Origin of the sequence: Ruegeria lacuscaerulensis, from assembly GCF_013031245.1 — a bacterium.
GTDB classification, from domain to species: domain Bacteria; phylum Pseudomonadota; class Alphaproteobacteria; order Rhodobacterales; family Rhodobacteraceae; genus Ruegeria; species Ruegeria lacuscaerulensis_C.
This window is the reverse complement of the sequence record NZ_WPZL01000034.1, coordinates 1-17,765: the sequence shown is the minus strand read 5'-3', so window position 1 is coordinate 17,765 and position 17,765 is coordinate 1. Positions and strand designations below refer to the sequence as shown.

General features: G+C 59.0%; 17 protein-coding genes. 10 read left to right on the top strand and 7 right to left on the bottom strand.

The annotated features are described in order from the left end of the window. The first annotated feature begins 4 nt into the window (after positions 1–4). The 6 genes from GOX66_RS22095 (at position 5) to glmM (ending at position 8,236) form a co-directional block, all read left to right on the top strand. Positions 5–2,566, top strand: coding sequence for a putative PEP-binding protein (locus tag GOX66_RS22095; RefSeq protein ID WP_170765540.1), 2,562 nt, complete (start codon positions 5–7; stop codon positions 2,564–2,566). A gap of 187 nt (positions 2,567–2,753) precedes the next feature. Beyond that, positions 2,754–3,395: a cell wall hydrolase gene (locus GOX66_RS22090; protein ID WP_170765539.1), complete on the top strand. Its 642-nt coding sequence runs from the start codon at positions 2,754–2,756 to the stop codon at positions 3,393–3,395. Between the two features lie 73 nt (positions 3,396–3,468). Beyond that, positions 3,469–4,839: a multicopper oxidase family protein gene (locus GOX66_RS22085; protein ID WP_170765538.1), complete on the top strand. Its 1,371-nt coding sequence runs from the start codon at positions 3,469–3,471 to the stop codon at positions 4,837–4,839. A gap of 102 nt (positions 4,840–4,941) precedes the next feature. Continuing rightward, on the top strand, positions 4,942–5,862 hold the full coding sequence (locus GOX66_RS22080) for a dihydroneopterin aldolase (RefSeq protein ID WP_170765537.1): 921 nt from the start codon (positions 4,942–4,944) through the stop codon (positions 5,860–5,862). Next, on the top strand, positions 5,862–6,857 hold the full coding sequence (gene folP, locus GOX66_RS22075) for a dihydropteroate synthase (protein ID WP_170765563.1): 996 nt from the start codon (positions 5,862–5,864) through the stop codon (positions 6,855–6,857). Before GOX66_RS22080 ends, folP begins: the two co-directional genes overlap by 1 nt. 35 nt (positions 6,858–6,892) lie before the next feature. Beyond that, positions 6,893–8,236 carry a phosphoglucosamine mutase gene (gene glmM, locus GOX66_RS22070; RefSeq protein WP_170765536.1) on the top strand — a complete coding sequence of 448 codons (1,344 nt, stop codon included), beginning with the start codon at positions 6,893–6,895 and terminating at the stop codon, positions 8,234–8,236. On the opposite strand, the gene GOX66_RS22065 is transcribed toward glmM, so the two are convergent. Together GOX66_RS22065 and ilvC are read right to left on the bottom strand one after the other, a co-directional pair. Continuing rightward, positions 8,233–9,135 (bottom strand): DMT family transporter, encoded by a 903-nt coding sequence (locus GOX66_RS22065; RefSeq protein ID WP_170765535.1) that lies wholly within the window; start codon positions 9,133–9,135, stop codon positions 8,233–8,235. The genes glmM and GOX66_RS22065 overlap by 4 nt on opposite strands. Positions 9,136–9,213: 78 nt before the next feature. Next, positions 9,214–10,236: a ketol-acid reductoisomerase gene (gene ilvC, locus GOX66_RS22060; RefSeq protein ID WP_170765533.1), complete on the bottom strand. Its 1,023-nt coding sequence runs from the start codon at positions 10,234–10,236 to the stop codon at positions 9,214–9,216. Positions 10,237–10,368: 132 nt separating this feature from the next. Here ilvC and GOX66_RS22055 point away from each other — a divergent pair, with 132 nt between their 5' ends. Both GOX66_RS22055 and GOX66_RS22050 read left to right on the top strand, forming a co-directional pair. Continuing rightward, positions 10,369–10,824 (top strand): Lrp/AsnC family transcriptional regulator, encoded by a 456-nt coding sequence (locus GOX66_RS22055; RefSeq protein WP_170765531.1) that lies wholly within the window; start codon positions 10,369–10,371, stop codon positions 10,822–10,824. Continuing rightward, a complete protein-coding gene (locus GOX66_RS22050) occupies positions 10,821–11,279 on the top strand; it encodes an Lrp/AsnC family transcriptional regulator (RefSeq protein WP_170765528.1) in 459 nt (152 codons plus the stop codon). Before GOX66_RS22055 ends, GOX66_RS22050 begins: the two co-directional genes overlap by 4 nt. 6 nt (positions 11,280–11,285) lie before the next feature. On the opposite strand, the gene GOX66_RS22045 is transcribed toward GOX66_RS22050, so the two are convergent. Continuing rightward, positions 11,286–11,987 (bottom strand): UTRA domain-containing protein, encoded by a 702-nt coding sequence (locus GOX66_RS22045; protein WP_170765527.1) that lies wholly within the window; start codon positions 11,985–11,987, stop codon positions 11,286–11,288. A 230-nt stretch (positions 11,988–12,217) separates the two neighbouring features. Here GOX66_RS22045 and GOX66_RS22040 point away from each other — a divergent pair, with 230 nt between their 5' ends. Further along, complete coding sequence (locus tag GOX66_RS22040; protein ID WP_170765525.1) at positions 12,218–13,345, top strand: aminotransferase class V-fold PLP-dependent enzyme; 1,128 nt, start codon at positions 12,218–12,220, stop codon at positions 13,343–13,345. A gap of 10 nt (positions 13,346–13,355) precedes the next feature. On the opposite strand, the gene GOX66_RS22035 is transcribed toward GOX66_RS22040, so the two are convergent. From GOX66_RS22035 to GOX66_RS22025, 3 genes are all read right to left on the bottom strand, one after another. After that, on the bottom strand, positions 13,356–14,552 hold the full coding sequence (locus tag GOX66_RS22035) for a UbiH/UbiF family hydroxylase (RefSeq protein WP_170765523.1): 1,197 nt from the start codon (positions 14,550–14,552) through the stop codon (positions 13,356–13,358). Between the two features lie 76 nt (positions 14,553–14,628). Next, the gene (locus GOX66_RS22030) at positions 14,629–14,877 is read right to left on the bottom strand and encodes a hypothetical protein (RefSeq protein WP_170765521.1); all 249 of its coding nucleotides are present in this window, start codon (positions 14,875–14,877) and stop codon (positions 14,629–14,631) included. An 87-nt stretch (positions 14,878–14,964) separates the two neighbouring features. Then, positions 14,965–15,609, bottom strand: a complete 645-nt coding sequence (locus tag GOX66_RS22025) for a pyrimidine 5'-nucleotidase (RefSeq protein WP_170765519.1) — start codon at positions 15,607–15,609, stop codon at positions 14,965–14,967. Positions 15,610–15,709: 100 nt separating this feature from the next. On the opposite strand from GOX66_RS22025, the gene GOX66_RS22020 reads away from it, so the two are divergent. Next, positions 15,710–16,357, top strand: a complete 648-nt coding sequence (locus tag GOX66_RS22020; RefSeq protein WP_170765517.1) for a GntR family transcriptional regulator — start codon at positions 15,710–15,712, stop codon at positions 16,355–16,357. 3 nt (positions 16,358–16,360) lie between these two features. Here the strand turns inward: GOX66_RS22020 and GOX66_RS22015 are convergent, their stop codons facing one another. Further along, entirely contained in the window at positions 16,361–17,623 is a 1,263-nt protein-coding gene (locus tag GOX66_RS22015) for a glycosyltransferase (RefSeq protein WP_336509521.1), read from the bottom strand. Positions 17,624–17,765: the final 142 nt, after the last annotated feature.

Genomic DNA, 17,765 nt, shown 5'->3' with positions numbered 1-17,765 from the left:
TGCGGTGAAATCAAAAGGTGCCGCAGTGCAGAATAATCCGCATACCACACTGATAACGTCCGAAGCGCCCGTTGCCGCCAATACGCATGGCGGGCGGGCGAAATGTCTGCAACGTCTGGTCCGGCTGGACCTACCGGTGCCGCGCACCGTGGCGCTGTCCTTCGATGCGGTACACCGGATCGCCGAAGGGCACGTGCCGGATATCGCCGCGATCCTCGAACAGTTCGACGAGTCGGCGCTGCTCTGTGTGCGACCTAGTTCGGAAGACCCCGATTGGGGCGGTCCGGGGGCGATTCTCAATATCGGCATGAACGACGCCCGATATGTGGATCTGTCCGACAAGATGGGGGCCGAGGCCGCTGCGGCGCTGTCTCTGCGCTTTGTCCAAAGCTATGCGATCCATGTGGCCCGTCTGGATGCGGACGTGTTCGACGACATCGAAGCAGATGGTCTGGAAGGTTTGCGCCAGTCGTTGCGGGCTTATGAGGATGAGACCGAAGAGCCCTTCCCGCAGGATCGTGGTGAACAGTTGGTGGCTGTTTTGAGGTCCATGGCGCGGGCATGGGACGGGACCTCGGCCCGTCTGCTGCGTCAGGCCAAGGGTGCGCCGGCGGATGCCGGGCTTGGGTTGGTCATTCAGGAGATGATTCCGGGTGTCGGGCAGGGTGAATGTGGCTCGGGCGTGCTGCAGCTGGTGGATTCGACAACCGGAATGCCGCAGATCACGGGTCGCTATCTGAGCCAGAGCCAGGGGCGCGATGCCCTGGGCGAGGGGGTCTCAGCGCTTTATCTGGAAAGGGACGAACGCGGGGTTTCCCTTGAAGACGTAGCGCCGGAGACCTTTGCAGCCCTTAAAAACCACGCTGAACTCATGCGTGAAAAGCTGCGCGAGGAAATGCAGGTCGAATTTGTGATTGAAAACGGTCATGTTCATATTCTGGACGGCGTGCGTGTACAGCGCAATGCGCGGGCCGCAGTGCGGATCGCGGTGCGGATGGCCGAAGACAGCATTATCCTGCCGCAGGAGGCGGTGATGCGGGTCGATCCGCATTCCCTGAACGAACTGCTGCACCGGCAGGTCCACCCCGAAGCACGCCGTGATGTTCTGACAAACGGTATTGCAGCCAGCCCGGGTGCGGCCACGGGTAAGATCGTGTTCACCGCTGCCGAGGCACAGGCCAGCGCCGCGCGCGGTGAGCCGTGTATTCTGGTTCGCCGCGAAACGTCGCCAGAAGATGTGCGTGGTATGCACGCGGCAGTGGCGGTGCTGACCGAAAAGGGTGGCATGACCAGCCACGCCGCGGTGATCGGGCGGGGCCTTGGTCTGCCCTGCATTGTTGGCGCGTCTGATATCCGGTTCCAGACAAAGAAAAAGCTGCTGACCGCCCCTGACGGGCGTGTGTTCAAGACGGGCGATACCCTGACGATCGACGGGTCGTCGGGGCAGGTGCTGGCCGGCCAGCCGGCCATGCTCGAAGCTGCGCTGGACGACTGTTTCCAGACCCTTATGGGATGGGCCGATGCCGAGCGTGACATAGCTATCCGTGCCAATGCCGATACACCCGCCGACGCGCAAACCGCACGAAACTTTCTGGCACAGGGGATCGGCCTGTGCCGAACCGAGCATATGTTCTTTGATCCCGGCCGCCTGATCGTGATGCGTGAAATGATTTTTGCGCAGACCTCCTCGGGTCGGGCTGCGGTTCTGGAGCGGCTTTTGCCGATGCAACGTGAAGATTTCGTGCAGCTCTTCCGGATCATGGAGGGGCAGCCGGTGTGCATTCGCCTGTTCGACCCGCCGCTGCATGAGTTCCTTCCAACGACTCGAAGCGGACAGCGTGAGTTGGCAGAGGCTCTGGATTTGCCGATCTCGGATGTTGAGCGCCGGGTTGCTGCCATGACGGAGTATAATCCAATGTTGGGTCTGCGCGGTGTCCGTCTTGGCGTCACCGTGCCGGAAATCTATGACATGCAAGCCCGCGCGATCTTTGAGGCAACGCTGGAGGCCAGCAAGGACGGAGCGCCGGTTGTGCCCGAGGTGATGATCCCGCTGGTCTCAGCCAAACGCGAGGTGGAATTGGTCAAAACTCGCATCGATTCCGTTGCCGCCGCGGTGGCGGCCGAGCGGGGAGAGGAATTCGAATACCGCCTGGGTGTTATGGTTGAAACGCCACGCGCCTGTCTGCGGGCGGATGAGATTGCACCGCAAACTTCATTTCTGAGCTTCGGCACAAACGACCTGACGCAGATGACCTATGGCCTGTCCCGAGACGATGCAGGCAGGTTTATGTCGGCCTATGTACGGCAAGGCGTCTTTGTTGAAGACCCGTTTCATGTTCTCGACCCGGATGGAGTCGGAGAATTGCTGAAACTTGGGTCTGAACGTGGCCGACAGGCGCAACCGGATGTGACACTGTCTGTTTGCGGCGAACATGGCGGAAATCCCGAATCAATCGCCATTTGCCGGGATTTGGGGTTTGACTATGTATCCTGTTCCCCCTTCCGGGTACCGGTCGCTCGGCTGGCTGCCGCTCAACTGGCGATTTCGTCCAGACTTGGGGGTTGACAGAAGCTTTTCACCCTAGGATTAGTGGGTCAGGGATGGACCTGTGACCGAAATAATTCGGTCCCGCGGGCAATTTTCCACTTGCTTTTTCGACAGAACTGGACGTTTCGGATTCTATTCGGTAATAGCCTCGTCGCGCCCGCCGGGGGAGGGTTTGGCGCGATATGTGCCTGTGCGAGGTTATCTGATGCTACGATACATACTGGCTGCTGCCACGTTGGCAGCAACCGTGCTGCCGAGTGTGTCTTTCGCTGAAAGGGAAGCCACCGATACTGCCAAACGCGAACTGGTTACACGGAGCGAACTGCCCGGTCAGAACTTTCGCGACTATCTGAATCTGTTCAAGCCCCGAAAAGTGCTTGAGCCCCAGAAAATATCGTACTCGAATGATTGGCTGGATCAGCAACCAGCTGCAACCGGGGACGAAAACTTTAAATGTCTGGCCGAAGCGCTGTACTTTGAGGCCCGAGGCGAAAGCGTGCGCGGACAGTTCGCCGTGGCCGAAGTTATCCTGAACCGCGTCGATAGCGGTCGCTTCCCGGATTCGCTGTGCGGTGTGATCAAGCAGGGTACAGGCAAGAAATACCAATGCCAGTTCACATATACCTGTGACGGGCATAAGGAAGTGATCCACGAAAAAAAGGCCTATGAGCGTGTTTCCAAAGTTGCCCGTGCCGCAATTGATGGCGTCGCCAAAGACCTGACTGAAGGGGCCACTCATTACCACACCACCGCGGTGCGGCCATCGTGGTCACGTGTATACAAAGAAACGGCGCGCATCGGTGTGCACGTTTTCTACCGGCACAATTACCGGACAGCGAGTAACTGATTGACGCACCCGCGCTGGAACCCTGATGGCGCGGGGCGTTAATTGACCTATGTTGCGGGCCAGGAGGCCCGCAATGAACTTTTACCGCAGACAATTTCTGCAATCAGCAGCCGCACTTACGTTGCTGCCTACAGTAGGTCAGGCGAATGGGTCCGAACTGGTCGCGCAGCGGGCAGTGCAGCAGATTGCCCCTCAAGGTTATCCGGAAACACCGGTCTGGACCTATGGTGGCAGCGTCCCGGGCACGGAAATTCGGCTGCGTCAGGGCGACCGGGTCCGGCGCAGATTGGTAAACGATCTGCCTCAGGCGACCACGGTGCATTGGCATGGTATCCGGATCGACAATGCGATGGACGGTGTGCCGGGGTTGACGCAAGAGGCTGTCGAACCCGGTGGGACCTTTGAGTATGATTTTGTTGCACCGGATGCCGGAACATATTGGTATCACGCACATAATCGGTCTATGGAACAGGTCGCGCGTGGCCTGTACGGGGCGCTGATCGTTGAAGAGGCTGATGCCCCCGATGTCGATCAGGATCTGACGCTGATGTTGGACGATTGGAGGCTGGACCCGGAAACTGCTCTGATCGTGGACGATTTCGACAATGGCCATGACCTGAGCCACGCGGGACGGCTGGGCAACCTTGTCTCGGTGAACGGTCAGTTCGACCCCGCATATTCCGTGCGAACTGGCGAGCGTCTGCGGTTGCGCCTGATCAATGCGTCAAACGCCAGGATCTTTGATCTGGCGTTGGATGGTCTGAAAGGGCGCATTGTGGCGCTGGACGGAATGCCGCTGGATAATCCGCTTTCGATTCAAAAGAGCTTTCCTCTGGCTCCAGCGCAACGTGCAGATCTTATCGTGGATGTTCAGGCCAATTCCGCAGAAGTCGCCGGTTTAGTGAGTGTTGAGCGGGACGGAGGGTTTGGAGTGGTGCGGTTTCCAGTTTCCGGCCATTCTGAGGCCCGCAGATCGGGGATCGTCCCATTGCCAGCGAACCCCATGCCACAGGTGAACCTGGAAGGCGCACCGTCGCATCGTATGACGATGCAGGGCGGCGCGATGCGGTGGCTGGAGGCAGCGAAGATTGGAGAAACGGAGCTATCGGGCCGCGAACTGGCGCAACTTGGCCGGTTTTGGGCTTTGAGCGGGTACGCCGACCGCCCTGAAGACCCGTTTCTTGATGCCCCTTTGGGCGGCACTCACAAAATTGAATTCGTCAACGAAACCGCCTTTCCGCACGCAATGCATCTGCATGGGCACCATTTTCGGCTGATCCTTCCGGATGGCAGCCTGGGTCCGTGGCGGGACACGGTATTGGTCGAGCGGGGGCAGACCCGGCAGATCGCTCTGGTGGCGGATAATCCTGGCGATTGGCTGCTGCATTGCCATATGCTGGGTCATGCCGCTTCGGGCATGATGAGCTGGTTCCGCGTCACCTGACGCCGCATTCGATGGCTGGAAAGGCGCTTGTCGCGGTGTTATACGCCCGCACATCGTTTAGTTTGGGCAAATATGTCCATAAAGCCCGAAAAGGTCCGTCGAATGAGTTCTGAAATCCGTCTTGCGTTTGCGCACCCGTCCGAACGGTCCGAAGCGACCGCGGCGCGCGGCCCGCTGGATCGCATCTCGTTGCGGGACCATATCGTCGAGGTTGAGATTGGCGCCTTTCAGGCCGAGCGTGGCACAACGCAGCGCATCTGCTTCAACATCGTGGTCGAGGTGCGCCCTCTGACCGACCCGATAGACGACGACGTTGACCGCATCCTGTCCTACGACCGGGTGACGGAGGCCATCGCGTATGAACTGGCGGCTGAACGTCTGAACCTGCTGGAAACACTCGCAGACCGTGTGGCAGAGCGTATCCTGCTTGAACCTCAGGCTGTAAGAGCTTTTGTTCGCATCGAAAAACTGGATCGTGGCCCCGGCGCTCTGGGAGTGGAAATTGTGCGCGGAAAGGACAGAGCTCACCACGACGTGGTCGAGGAAGAACGCCCGCATCCGCGCTTGGTGTTCCTGTCGAACGAAGCCATTGCCTCGCCCAATCTGACCGGATGGATTGACCAATTGGAAAACCGTCAGCGACCATTGATCCTGTGCGTTGGGGCTGCCGATATGGCGGTTTCTCAGACTGGTCACTCCATGACCCAACGCCGGATCGACCTGCTGGCGATCGAACAGAACGCATGGGTTCTGGCGGCGCGCGATCACCGGTGCGTCGTAGTATCTACGCGGACGGAATTGGACTGGGCCATGAAGAATGGCCAGATTTGCGTCTGGGCACCGTCCAAGATCGTGTTGGATGCCGTAGACGGCCCTTCCGCCGCGCCTTCGGATGCAGTTGCGCTGGCGGCATGGTTCGCGGCCACGTTTGAGGCCAGCGAAATGATGGTGATCGGCGGAGAGCTGCCGGACGCACCGAAAACACCGCTGCGTGCGATTTCCGTGGATCAGGCGCAATTGTGATCGAGTACTTCCGGCCACTGGTTCAACACGGGGTTGTGCGCCCGGAAGGGGAGGTGCCTCTTGCCGGGCAGGCATTGTGGTTCACACATGCCGAGCGGCTCACCCGCGAGGAAAAGCCCGAAATTGTCGCAGCACAGAATATTCCAAGCGATGTTCTGAATCGCCTCACACTTCCGCGCGCCGAAATTGCCGGGCTGCCAATGGACTTTCCGCAAATCATGGGCATCCTCAATGCAACGCCGGACAGTTTTTCGGATGGTGGCGTACACAACTCGGTCGAGGCCGCCCTGTCTTCGGCGGAAGATATGGTGTCTCACGGGGCCAGTATTCTGGATATCGGCGGTGAATCGACCCGGCCGGGCGCGTCTTACGTGCCTGAGGACGAGGAAATCGCCCGCACGAAACCTTTGATTGAGGCTATTCGCGCCAAGACGGATGCACTGATTTCCATCGATACGCGCAAGGCAGGCGTTGCACGGGCGGCCTGGAACGCAGGCGCGGGTTTGATCAACGACGTTTCAGGGTTCACGTTTGATCCGCAACTTGCGCCATTTTGCGCTCAGGTGGGCGCTCCGGTCTGTGCGATGCATATGCAGGGCGATCCGGCCACAATGCAGGATGATCCACAATACGATGATGTTCTTCTCGACGTTTACGATTTTCTTGAGGAGCAGGTGGTTCAACTGGAAAAACTGGGCCTGAAGCGGGACCAGATTGTTGTCGATCCCGGCATCGGGTTCGGCAAAACCGAAGCACACAATCTGACCCTTTTGCAAAATCTCAGCGTGTTCCACGGCCTGGGTTGTCCGATCCTGCTGGGCGTATCGCGCAAGGGATTCATCGGGCAGATCGGCAAGGAGCCGCGCAAGGATGCGCGCGCACCCGGATCCATTGCCGTGGCATTGGCCGGTTTGGCACAAGGTGTGCAGATCATTCGCGTGCATGACGTCGCCGAGACAGCTCAGGCCTTGCGCCTATGGGCTGCCGTCCGGTAATCCGGTCGCAGGCAGGAATTTGTGGAGTAACTAAAATGCGCAAGCTGTTCGGGACAGATGGAGTGCGGGGCACCGCCAACACGCATCCGATAACGGCCGAGATGGCCTTGCGCATCGGGGCCGCTGTCGGGCGGTATTTCCGCCGCGACTCGTCAAGTGCGCACCGGGTCGTGATCGGTAAGGATACGCGTCTGTCTGGCTATATGCTGGAAAACGCTCTGACGGCTGGTCTGACCTCAACCGGAATGAACGTGTTGTTGCTGGGGCCGGTGCCAACCCCGGCTGTGGGTCTGATGACGCGTTCGATGCGTGCGGATCTGGGTGTGATGATTTCGGCCAGTCATAACCCGGCTGAAGACAATGGAATCAAGTTCTTTGGCCCCGACGGGTTCAAGCTGTCCGATCAGGCAGAGCTTGAGATTGAACGTCTGATCGAGGAAGGCGTCAAGCCCGCGCAGGCACAAAATATCGGGCGCGCCCGCCGGGTAGACGATGCCCGTTTTCGGTACGGCGAGCGAGTCAAATCTTCTCTGTCCCGCGATCTGCGTTTGGATGGGCTGAAAGTGGTGGTCGATTGTGCCAATGGCGCCGCTCACCGCACCGCGCCCGAGGTGCTGTGGGAACTGGGTGCCGACGTCATTCCAGTCGGCGTCGCACCGAACGGCAAGAATATCAATCTGAATTGCGGTTCGACCAAACCTCAACTGGCCGCTGAGACTGTTGTAGCCCATGGGGCGGATGTCGGAATTTGTCTGGACGGAGATGCCGATCGCGTTGTGATGGTCGACGAACACGGGCAGGTGGCCGATGGTGATCAGCTTATGGCGTTGCTGGCGACCAGTTGGGCCAAGGCGGATCGCCTGGAAGGGGGCGCACTGGTCGCGACGGTCATGTCGAACCTCGGGCTGGAACGGCACCTTGCCGCGCAGGGGCTACGGCTTGAGCGGACAGCAGTTGGCGACCGCTATGTCGTTGAGCGGATGCGGGAAGGCGGGTTCAATCTGGGTGGCGAACAGTCAGGGCACGTCGTCATGAGCGACTACGCCACCACAGGCGACGGCCTGATGGCGGGCTTACATTTTCTGGCTGAAATGGTTCATTCGGGCCGCAAAGCCTCTGAACTGTCGGTGCAGTTTGAAACTGTTCCGCAATTGCTCAAGAACGTCCGCTATGGCGACGGGCAAGCTCCACTAGAGGCTGCCAACGTCAAAGCTGCGATTGCTGATGCCGAGGCGCGTCTGAATGGGCAGGGGCGTTTACTTATCCGCAAGTCGGGCACTGAACCTCTGATCCGCGTGATGGCCGAATGCGAGGATGATGCGCTGTTGACCCAGGTTGTTGACGGCATCGTCGCCGAGGTAGAGGCGGTTGCCAGTTAGCGACCGATCAGCATTTTCCTCAGGCTGAACCACTGGCTGATGGCCAGCCCGGTCAGGATCATGGTCAGCGCGATGTAAAACCGCAGCGGCAGGGATTCCGACAGGATCCACGCGCCAAAGACCATCGACCAGATCGGCACCTGATAGTTGACTAGTGTGAGAAACACGGACCCGGCGCTGCGGATGATGGATACCCGCAACAGGGTGGCGAACGCCGTCGGCAAGAGGCCAAGGATCAGGATTGAAAGGCCGGGGCGGGTTCCTTCCCATCCTGGAATGCCTTCTGTCACCAGCATGATCGGCAGCAGGATCACGGCGCCGACCATCAGCGTCAAGGCGGCCAGAACCACCGGGTCAATCGGTGGGCACCTGCGGGTGAAGATCGACGCGCAGGAATAGCAAAGTGCCGCGCCGATACAGGCGAGTTGGGCCAAAGGTTCCGCCCCTTGTCCGAGCTGCGCCAAGCCCGGGCCAATCAGCACCAAAGCGCCGGAAAAGCCCAGTGAAACCCCGATGAACCTGCGCGCGTTCATTGGTTCGTCTGAAAAGAAATGCGCCAGTGGCAATACCATCAACGGAATTGCAGCCATCGACAGTCCGGCAAAGGCCGACGGCACATATTGCTGTCCCCAACTCAGCAGGACAAAGGGCAGGGCGGTGGACAGAACGCCAATCACAATAATTGACCACCAAAGCGCAGCCGAAGCCCCCGGCAATCTGCGTTTGGTGATCGCCATCAGGCCCAGTAGCGTCACCGCGCCCAGAGTGGTTCGCGCGGTGGCGACGGTCACTGGTCCATACCCTTCCAACGCCATTGCGACGATCATGAAAGTGCCACCCCAGATCAGACCCAGGGTGATGACACCGCTCCAGTCGCGGGGCGTGGGGTTCTGAACCATATGCGCCTCTGTTCGGTGAATTGCCGGGACGAAAAAGGGCGGCCAGTCAGGCCGCCCTTTCGCAGACGATTGCCAGGATCAGTTCTTTTCCTGATCGACCAGCTTGCCGGCGGAAATCCACGGCATCATGCCGCGCAGCTTCTTGCCGACTTCTTCGATCTGGTGCTCGTCGTTGGCGCGACGCGAGGCTTTCAGGAAGGGCTGACCGACCTGGTTTTCCAGCATGAAGTCGCGGACGAACTTGCCCTGCTGAATGTCGTCCAGAACTTCTTTCATCGCCTTCTTGGTTTGCTCGTAAGGCAGGATACGCGGACCGGTGACGTACTGGCCGTACTCGGCGGTGTTCGAGATCGAGTAATCCATGTTTGCGATGCCGCCTTCGTAAATCAGGTCGACGATCAGCTTCACTTCGTGCAGACATTCGAAATAGGCCATTTCCGGCGCGTAACCGGCTTCGACCAGGGTTTCAAAGCCGCAGCGGATCAGCTCGACCAGGCCGCCGCACAGAACGGCCTGTTCACCGAACAGGTCGGTTTCACATTCTTCGCGGAAGTTGGTTTCGATGATGCCCGAACGGCCGCCACCGATGGCGGAGCAGTAGGACAGTCCGATTTCCAGCGCTTTACCGGTTGCGTCGGTGTCTACGGCTACCAGGCAGGGCACGCCGCCGCCTTTGACGTATTCGCCGCGCACGGTGTGGCCGGGGCCTTTAGGGGCCATCATGATGACATCGACGCCTTCTTTCGGCTCGATCAGGCCAAAGTGGACGTTCAGGCCGTGCGCGAAGGCAATAGCCGAGCCCGGCTTGATGTTGTCATGCACGTATTTCTTGTAGGTTTCAGCCTGAAGTTCGTCGGGCATGGTGAACATGATGACGTCGCACCAGGCTGCGGCTTCGGCGATGCCCATGACCTGCAAACCTTCTGCTTCGGCTTTCTTGGCAGATGCCGAACCTTCGCGCAGGGCAACGACCAGGTTCTTGGCACCCGAGTCGCGCAGGTTCAGCGCGTGGGCGTGGCCTTGCGAACCATAGCCCAGGATCGCCACTTTCTTGTCTTTGATCAGGTTGATGTCGCAATCGCGATCGTAATAGACGCGCATGTTGCTGGTCCTTTCTGTTTCGATTGCTGAGGGTTCTACTGCGCCTGTTTAGGGATGGCGATAGTAGTGACCTTGAATTTTTAAGATTAACGTGAGTATTTATTCTTCAAACAGCGGAATTGCGAAAAAATCATGCTCGACGACATAGACCGGCGAATCCTGCGCCATTTTCAGGCTGACCCCAGCCTGTCGACCGCCGAACTGGCCGAACTCTGCCGTATCAGCGCCAGCGTCTGTTGGCGGCGAGTTGAGAAAATGCAGGAGGCCAGCATCATTCAAGGGCAAGAGGCAGTCATTGACTGGGCGGCGCTGGGGTATGCGGTCGAGGTCTCGTTGCGAGTGACGCTGGACAAGACGCAACCACGTGCGTTCGACGAGTTCACCGCGGCGGCGCGGCAAGTTCCCGAGGTAATCGAATTGCAGACCTTTCTCGGTCGGGTAGACGTCCGCCTTTCGATACTGGCAAAGGACATGTCCCATTATCAGCAATTGTATCGCGACCGCATCCTGACTTTGCCGCATATCGCGGATATCGAGGCATTGATGCATATCGCGCGGGTCAAAAGCGACGAGATGTTGCCGGTATGACGGAACTGGACGAACTGGATCGGAAAATCCTGCATGCTTTGGCGCAGGATGCATCGCAGAGTGCCGGGGCTTTAGGGCGCAAACTGGGCCTGTCACAACCTGCAACCTGGCGACGCATCCGGCGACTGGAAACTGCAGGTGTCATTAAAGGGCGCCGATTGCGACTGAATGCCGAAGCGCTGGGATTTGGGGTGACCGTGTTCCTTGGGGTCAAACTGGCCCGCAAAGGGCAGGTCAGTTTGGAGGATTTTGAACGCGCCGTCAGCGCCATCCCCGAAGTTCAGACCGTTGAGCATGTGCTGGGACTTTACGATTACCGCCTGCGTGTCGTCGCCCGCGATCTGTCGGACTTTGAACGGGTTCTGAGAAGGCGGATCATGACATTGCCCGGCGCCGGGGATGTCGAAGCCAACGTTCTATTGAGCGAAGAACGGTTGCCCGGGCCAATCGGCTAACGCCGTTCAGTATCTGGTACGAACGCAATAGCCCGGGTGATGGGTCATCCGTGCAAAGGCCATCGGCTCACCGTCTTTCCAGGTGGTGCGCTCAAGTTGAATCATGGATGTACCAGCGGTGGTGCCCATGAATTCGGCCAACCGACCATCGGCGGAGACTGCGCAAAAGGCGACCTCGGCCTCGGTAAAGGGGGCAGCGTTCAGCAGCCATTCATGTGGGCCATGCGTGTTCAGATCAGCATACTCCACCTCTGGCACCGTACCGATGTTGATCCACCGCTCTTCCAGTTGAAAAGGACGATTGTCAGCGTAATGCATGCAGATGACGTGCAGTACCCGTGCCGTGGGTGGAACGTTGAGTTGCGACGCCAGCCAACCGGGACTTGGGACGATTTTCCGTTCGACCAGGGCATAGCGATAGGTTGAATTCTGGTTCTCAACGGCTTGACGCGTCAGGGAGAATTCGAGTTTCGCGTGCTTGCTTGGTTCTTTTTTGACCCGCGTGCCGCTTTTACGTTTCCGTTCCACAAAGCCCTGATCGGCCAGTTCCCGCAGGGCGCGGTTCACGGTGGCACGGGCGCAGTTAAATTCTTCAGCGAGTTGTGTTTCCGTAGGCAACAGAGAACCCTGAGGCCAGATACGGCTTTCAATTCTCCGTTTAACTTCGTCACGTACAACCTGAAAACTGATCCGCTTTTGCGCAGTCACGAGTGGAAATACCTTTCTTCTACAAAGTGAATGTATCTGTTCAGAAACACGTCAGGGTGTAAAGGGGTGCTGACACTGTTTGGCGTCACGATTGACGCTATTGGCGGGTTCAGAAGTTAATATTTTGTTAGGATTTTGGGTTCCGTTGGGTCAACTCTTGGTGCGAAAGGGGCTTTACGATTCTCCGTTATGGTTCCAGAAGTTCTGTCGATGCTTGGAAAGGACACATCATGCCGGCGCTATTGGACAACATTGACCCGAACGGGCTCGAAGAATTCTCGGTCGTTTTTACGGATCGGTCCTTGAACCACATGTCCGCTCAGTTTCAGCAGGTCATGCGGGATATCTCGGGGATGTTGCGGGATGTTTACAAGGCGGATGGCATTGCTGTGATCCCGGGCGGTGGTACTTACGGGATGGAGGCTGTTGCCCGTCAGTTCGCGTGTAATGCCAACGTACTGGTGGTTCGGAACGGGTGGTTCTCATACCGTTGGAGCCAGATTATCGAATCCGGGGGGCTGACGGCGTCGGCGACGGTTCTCAAGGCACGTCAGACTGGCAATTCCAGTCCGGCTCCGTTTGCGCCAGCCCCTATTGAAGAGGTTGTTTCAGCAATTCGCGAGCAACGCCCGGATGTCGTGTTTGCCCCGCATGTTGAAACTGCGGCAGGGATCATACTACCGGACGATTACGTGACGGCCATGGCAGCCGCGGCGCAGGAAGTCGGCGCGCTGATGGTGCTGGATTGCATCGCATCTGGCTGCGCGTGGATAGACATGAAGGCAACCGGTGTGGACGTTCTGATCTCGGCCCCGCAGAAAGGGTGGAGCGCATCACCTTGCGCCGGGCTGGTCATGCTGTCCGAACGGGCAGAGGCGCGATTGGCGGAAACTACTTCGGACAGTTTCGCGGTTGACCTGAAGAAATGGCGTCAGATCATGCAGGCGTACGAAAACGGCGGGCACGCCTATCACGCCACCATGCCGACGGATGCGCTGCGCGCGTTCCGAGACACGATGGTCGAGACCCGCGAATACGGCTTTGACAAGCTGCGCGATGCGCAGTGGGCTTTAGGTGACGGTGTCCGCGCGATGCTCAACGAAAAAGGCATCGTATCCGTTGCTGCTGATGGGTTTGGTGCGCCAGGGGTGGTGGTCAGCTATACTTCGGACCCCGAAATTCAGAACGGCAAGAAATTCGCGGCTCTGGGCATGCAGATCGCAGCAGGTGTGCCCCTGCAATGTGATGAGCCCGAGGGGTTCAGCACGTTCCGCCTGGGCCTGTTCGGTCTGGACAAACTGTATGATGTAGATGGCACCATCGCGCGGTTGAAACGCGTTCTGGATCAGGTTCTGTAACGGCGGGGTCTCAGCGCACGCCGAGGCCCATCTGCATCAGCGTCTTACGTACGGGCGGCAGGGAATAAAGCGCATTCAACCCCATTGCCCGCACGTCCCGTAACGGCCGCGCTTCGATCATCGAGGCGCGGTTCAGCAGGTCGATGCCTTTCACCCGCATTTCAATCTCGGCGTGGCGGGCTTTGTGATAGGCATCCAGCATCTGAGCATCACCCAGGCCCTCAGGCCGGGCTTGCGCGAGGTCCAGCAAGCTGCGCAGATCGCCCAGCGACATGTTCAGTCCCTGCGCGCCGATGGGCGGCACCACATGGGCGGCTTCGGCCATTAGTGCGATCCGCTCGCCGGACAGCCGTTCCGCCGACTGGCTGATAATAGGCCAGATCGTCCGGCGCGATGCCAGCTTTAGTTGGCCGAACAGCCCGCAGGAGCGTTCGGTCATCAGTACCTCGAACGCTTCGGGTTCGGTGTTCAGCAATTCAACGGCACGAGGGCCGCGCTCCATCCACACAATCGCAGAGGAAGGCTGCCCCTGCCAGTCGGGCAGGGGGACCAGTGTGAACGGTCCGCCCGAACGATGAATCTCAGTTGAGACATTGTCATGCGGGACCGGGTGAGTGACAGCAAAGGCCAGCGCTTTCTGACCGTAACGTGTGGTGTGCACGTTGATCCCGGCTGCCTCACGCATCGGAGAATTACGGCCATCTGCAGCAACCACCAGTTTGCAGCGAATGCGGCTGCCGTCGCTCAGGCCGACGCGCGCCTCGGCGGTGCGGGTGAACAGGCTGGCGGTTCCGGTGCCGGGGCGGAAATCGACGTTGGGCAATTCGGCCAGGCGGGCGACCATCTCTCGCCGCAGCAGCCAGTTGGGCAGGTTCCAACCAAAGGGCTGGTCCGAGATGTCGGCTGCATTGAAATCTCGTACCACGCGGGGTTCGGGCACTTCCCCGCCTGCGTCCACAATGCGCATGATCTGCAGGGGCGCGGCGTGCGCGTCCAGCCGCCTCCATAGCCCGCATTGCTCCAGCAGTCCGTGCGCCGGTTGCAGAAAGGCCGTGGTCCGCAGGTCGGACCCGTCCACGTCACGTTCGGTGATAGGCGGTGTGGGGTCGACGCAGATCACGTCGAACCCGGCAGTTCCAAAGGCCGCCGCAGCGGTCAAACCGGCGATACCTCCGCCGGAAATCAGGATGTCACAGCTGTCAGTCATGGCCTTGGTCTCCGTATCTCGGGCTGAACCTAGTGCGGTTCCAAGGCGCGTGCCAAGTGACATCCTGTCCCGTATGTCAGCCGCGCGAGATCAGAATGAGGATCAGGAACACCACCGGCACCATAGCCACGGCGGGGATATAAAGCCCGGGCAGGCCAAACAGCAGGGCGGAACATCCCCACAGGCCGATTATCGCAGCGGCGGCAAAGCCCCAGCCGGCCGCCTCGCCATGGGCCGCGTCACGGACCTTCCGGCCAAACAAGAAAATTGTAATCAACAGGCGCTGCCAGATGGGCAGGCGCCGAGGCATCTCGATCGCGCTCATGGGAGTCTCCGGTTCTGTTCGTCGCTGCAGCGCATATAAGGGCGATGCTGCACCTGCATAATGAGCAGATCGTCGCAGTGCGACAGCCTAACGCAGGAGGGCCAGAAACGCAGTCAGATCGTCGGTGTGGTGGTGAATATGGTCGGCCTCATGCGGCTCGGGTGCGACATGAACCGTGCGCATTCCCATCTCATGCGGGGCGGTCAGATTGCGGGGGTCGTCCTCGAACATGGCCGCTTTGGCGGTGTCGATACCGTCCTGTGCAAAGATCGCCTGAAACGCGACTTTTTCCGGTTTTGGCCGGTATCCGGCGTGTTCCACCCCATAAATAGCATCAAACAGACCATTAAGGCCACGTGCCTCAAGGACTCGCTCGGCATAAGGCGCGCTGCCATTGGTATAGACGATGCGACGGCCGGGTAGGGACCGGATGTGGTCGGCCAGTTCAGCGTCCGGGTCCATATGGCTCATGTCGACCTGATGGACGGCGTGCAGATACGGATCGGGGTCCAGATCATGTTCGGCCATCAGACCAGCCAGAGTGGTGCCGTATTGCCGCCAGTACTGTGACCGCAGCCGATCCGCCTCCGCCCGGTCGACGCCGATGGCCTGCACCACGTAATCCGTCATCAGCACCTCGATCTGATCGAACAGGCGCATATGCGGTGGGTACAGCGTGTTGTCGAGGTCGAACACCCATTGGGTGACGTGAGCAAAGGCAGGTTTGACCATGGTTGTGGTTTAGAGCGCAGACGCGCAGTTTTCAATGGCGCACTTGATTGCGAGGGCCTGAGGCGGATAGACATGTCCGAACGAGGAGACAACAGACCCTATGCCCCAATCCAGACAGCCCACCAAAGATGCCTACAGCCTTATTCTCGAAGCAATTGACGTCGGCATTTACAAGCCTGGCGACCGTCTGGTCGAAAGTGAATTGGCGGAACGGTTTGGCGTCTCTCGCACGCCGATCCGCGAGGCATTGCAGCGGCTTGAGACACAATCGTTGCTGGAACGCGACGGTCGCTCACTGATCGTGGCTTCGCTGGACCACAATCAGATGGCCGAGCTTTATGTGGTGCGGCGCGAGTTGGAAGGGCTGGCCGCAAGGCTGGCGGCCAAGCATGCCACCGAAGAAGAGATCAAGGTGCTTCAGGAAATGGTGGCCGCCGATGACGCGCTGGTGAACGATCCATCGGCCCTGTCGCGGGCGAACCGGCGGTTTCACGAACAGATTCACCTGGCCTCGCACAACCGGTATCTGGTTCAGCAATTGGATCTTGTGCATCGCACCATGGCGCTGATGGCAACCACGTCTCTGGCCGTGCAGGGGCGGGGCGAGATCGCGCAGAGCGAGCACAAAGGCATTGTCGAGGCCATTGCGGCGCGGGACGAAGAGGGGGCTGAACGTGCCCTCAAGGAACACATCTCAGTTGCCTTCATGACGCGTCTGAAACAGGATGCAGTTCTCCGCGAGACCTGAGCGCTACTGCGGCAAGGTTTCTTCGCCAGCCTGACCGTGCTGTGTCTTGTCCCAAAAAAACGGGTTGATCGCCAGTTCCCACAGCGCTTTGTACGCGGCCAGAACACCCAGTGGGAAATACAGCGGCATCGTTGGTACCCACGGCATCAGAAAACGTCTTTCGCGGGCGGACACGGCAATCATGCCAACGACGGCATTGGTGATCTCTGCAGAGATGAATAGGAACAAGAGCACGGTCATTAAGGTATTCGGTATAATCGTGTCCAAAAGGCTTGGTATGCCGAAGGTCGACAACCAGAACAGCCATAATACCGGTGCCAGCAGGAACTGCCCGACAGTTCCCAGAAAGAATGCCTGCACACCGAAAAACCTCAGGGGTCCAAGATCCTTCAGCAGGCGCAACGGCGCCCGCATGTGAACAAGGTAGGTGACCATGAACCCCTTGAGCCAGCGGGATCGTTGCCGCACCCAGGGCCAGGCGCGAAAATTCGCCTCTTCGTAGGTCGTGGTATCAACCATCTCAGTGCGATATCCCGCGCGGCTGAGCCGAACGCCAAGATCGGCGTCTTCAGTGACGTTGTGCGCGTCCCATCCACCCAACTCCAACAGCTTGTCGCGGCGGAAAAAGAAGGTGGTGCCGCCTAAAGGAACAACAAGCCCAAGGCGCGCGATGCCCTGAAGGACAACCCGAAACCAGCTATTGTATTCGATAGTAAAGCCGCGCGACCGCCAGTTGGTGCGCGGGTTGTAATAGTCCAGAACGCCCTGCAGGCAAACAACGTCTTCTTTGGCCTGTGCGAAATGCCAGACAACGCGTTCAATCTGATCCGGTTGCGGCGCATCTTCGGCATCCCAGACCCCAAGTATTTCGCCCCGGCAGAAATCCAGCGCATAATTCATCGCGCGGGGTTTTGTGGTCAGGCCATTCAGTTCGGGGACTTCAACTGTTCTGATCCAACTGGGCAGGTCAACCTCTGCCAGTGTAGAGCGGGTCACATCATCGGATTCTTCGAGAACCAGAATGATGTCCAACAGCGCTTTGGGGTAGGTCAGCCGCTGCAACCGCCGGATCAGCGCACCTGCAATTTCTCTTTCTTTAAACAGCGGAACCAGTATTGAAACACAAGGTAAAGCGGGCGGAGCGCCGGGCGCAACTTCATCACTGGCGGGCTTTTTCGACAGCAATAAACAGGCAAATAGACCTGCGATGCGCAGCGACATGAACAGGAGCAGACTGGCCACCGCAGCCAGTACCAGAAGGGCCATTCCAATGATCGGGTGCGCCGCAAACAAAACGGCGAGACTGATGAACGCGGCCGCGGTCCCGGTCCGCGAGGGCGACGTCCAGGATCGGCATCTGTGGGTGGCTCCTGCATTGCAAGAGTTTATTGGCGATTTTTGCGGTCGT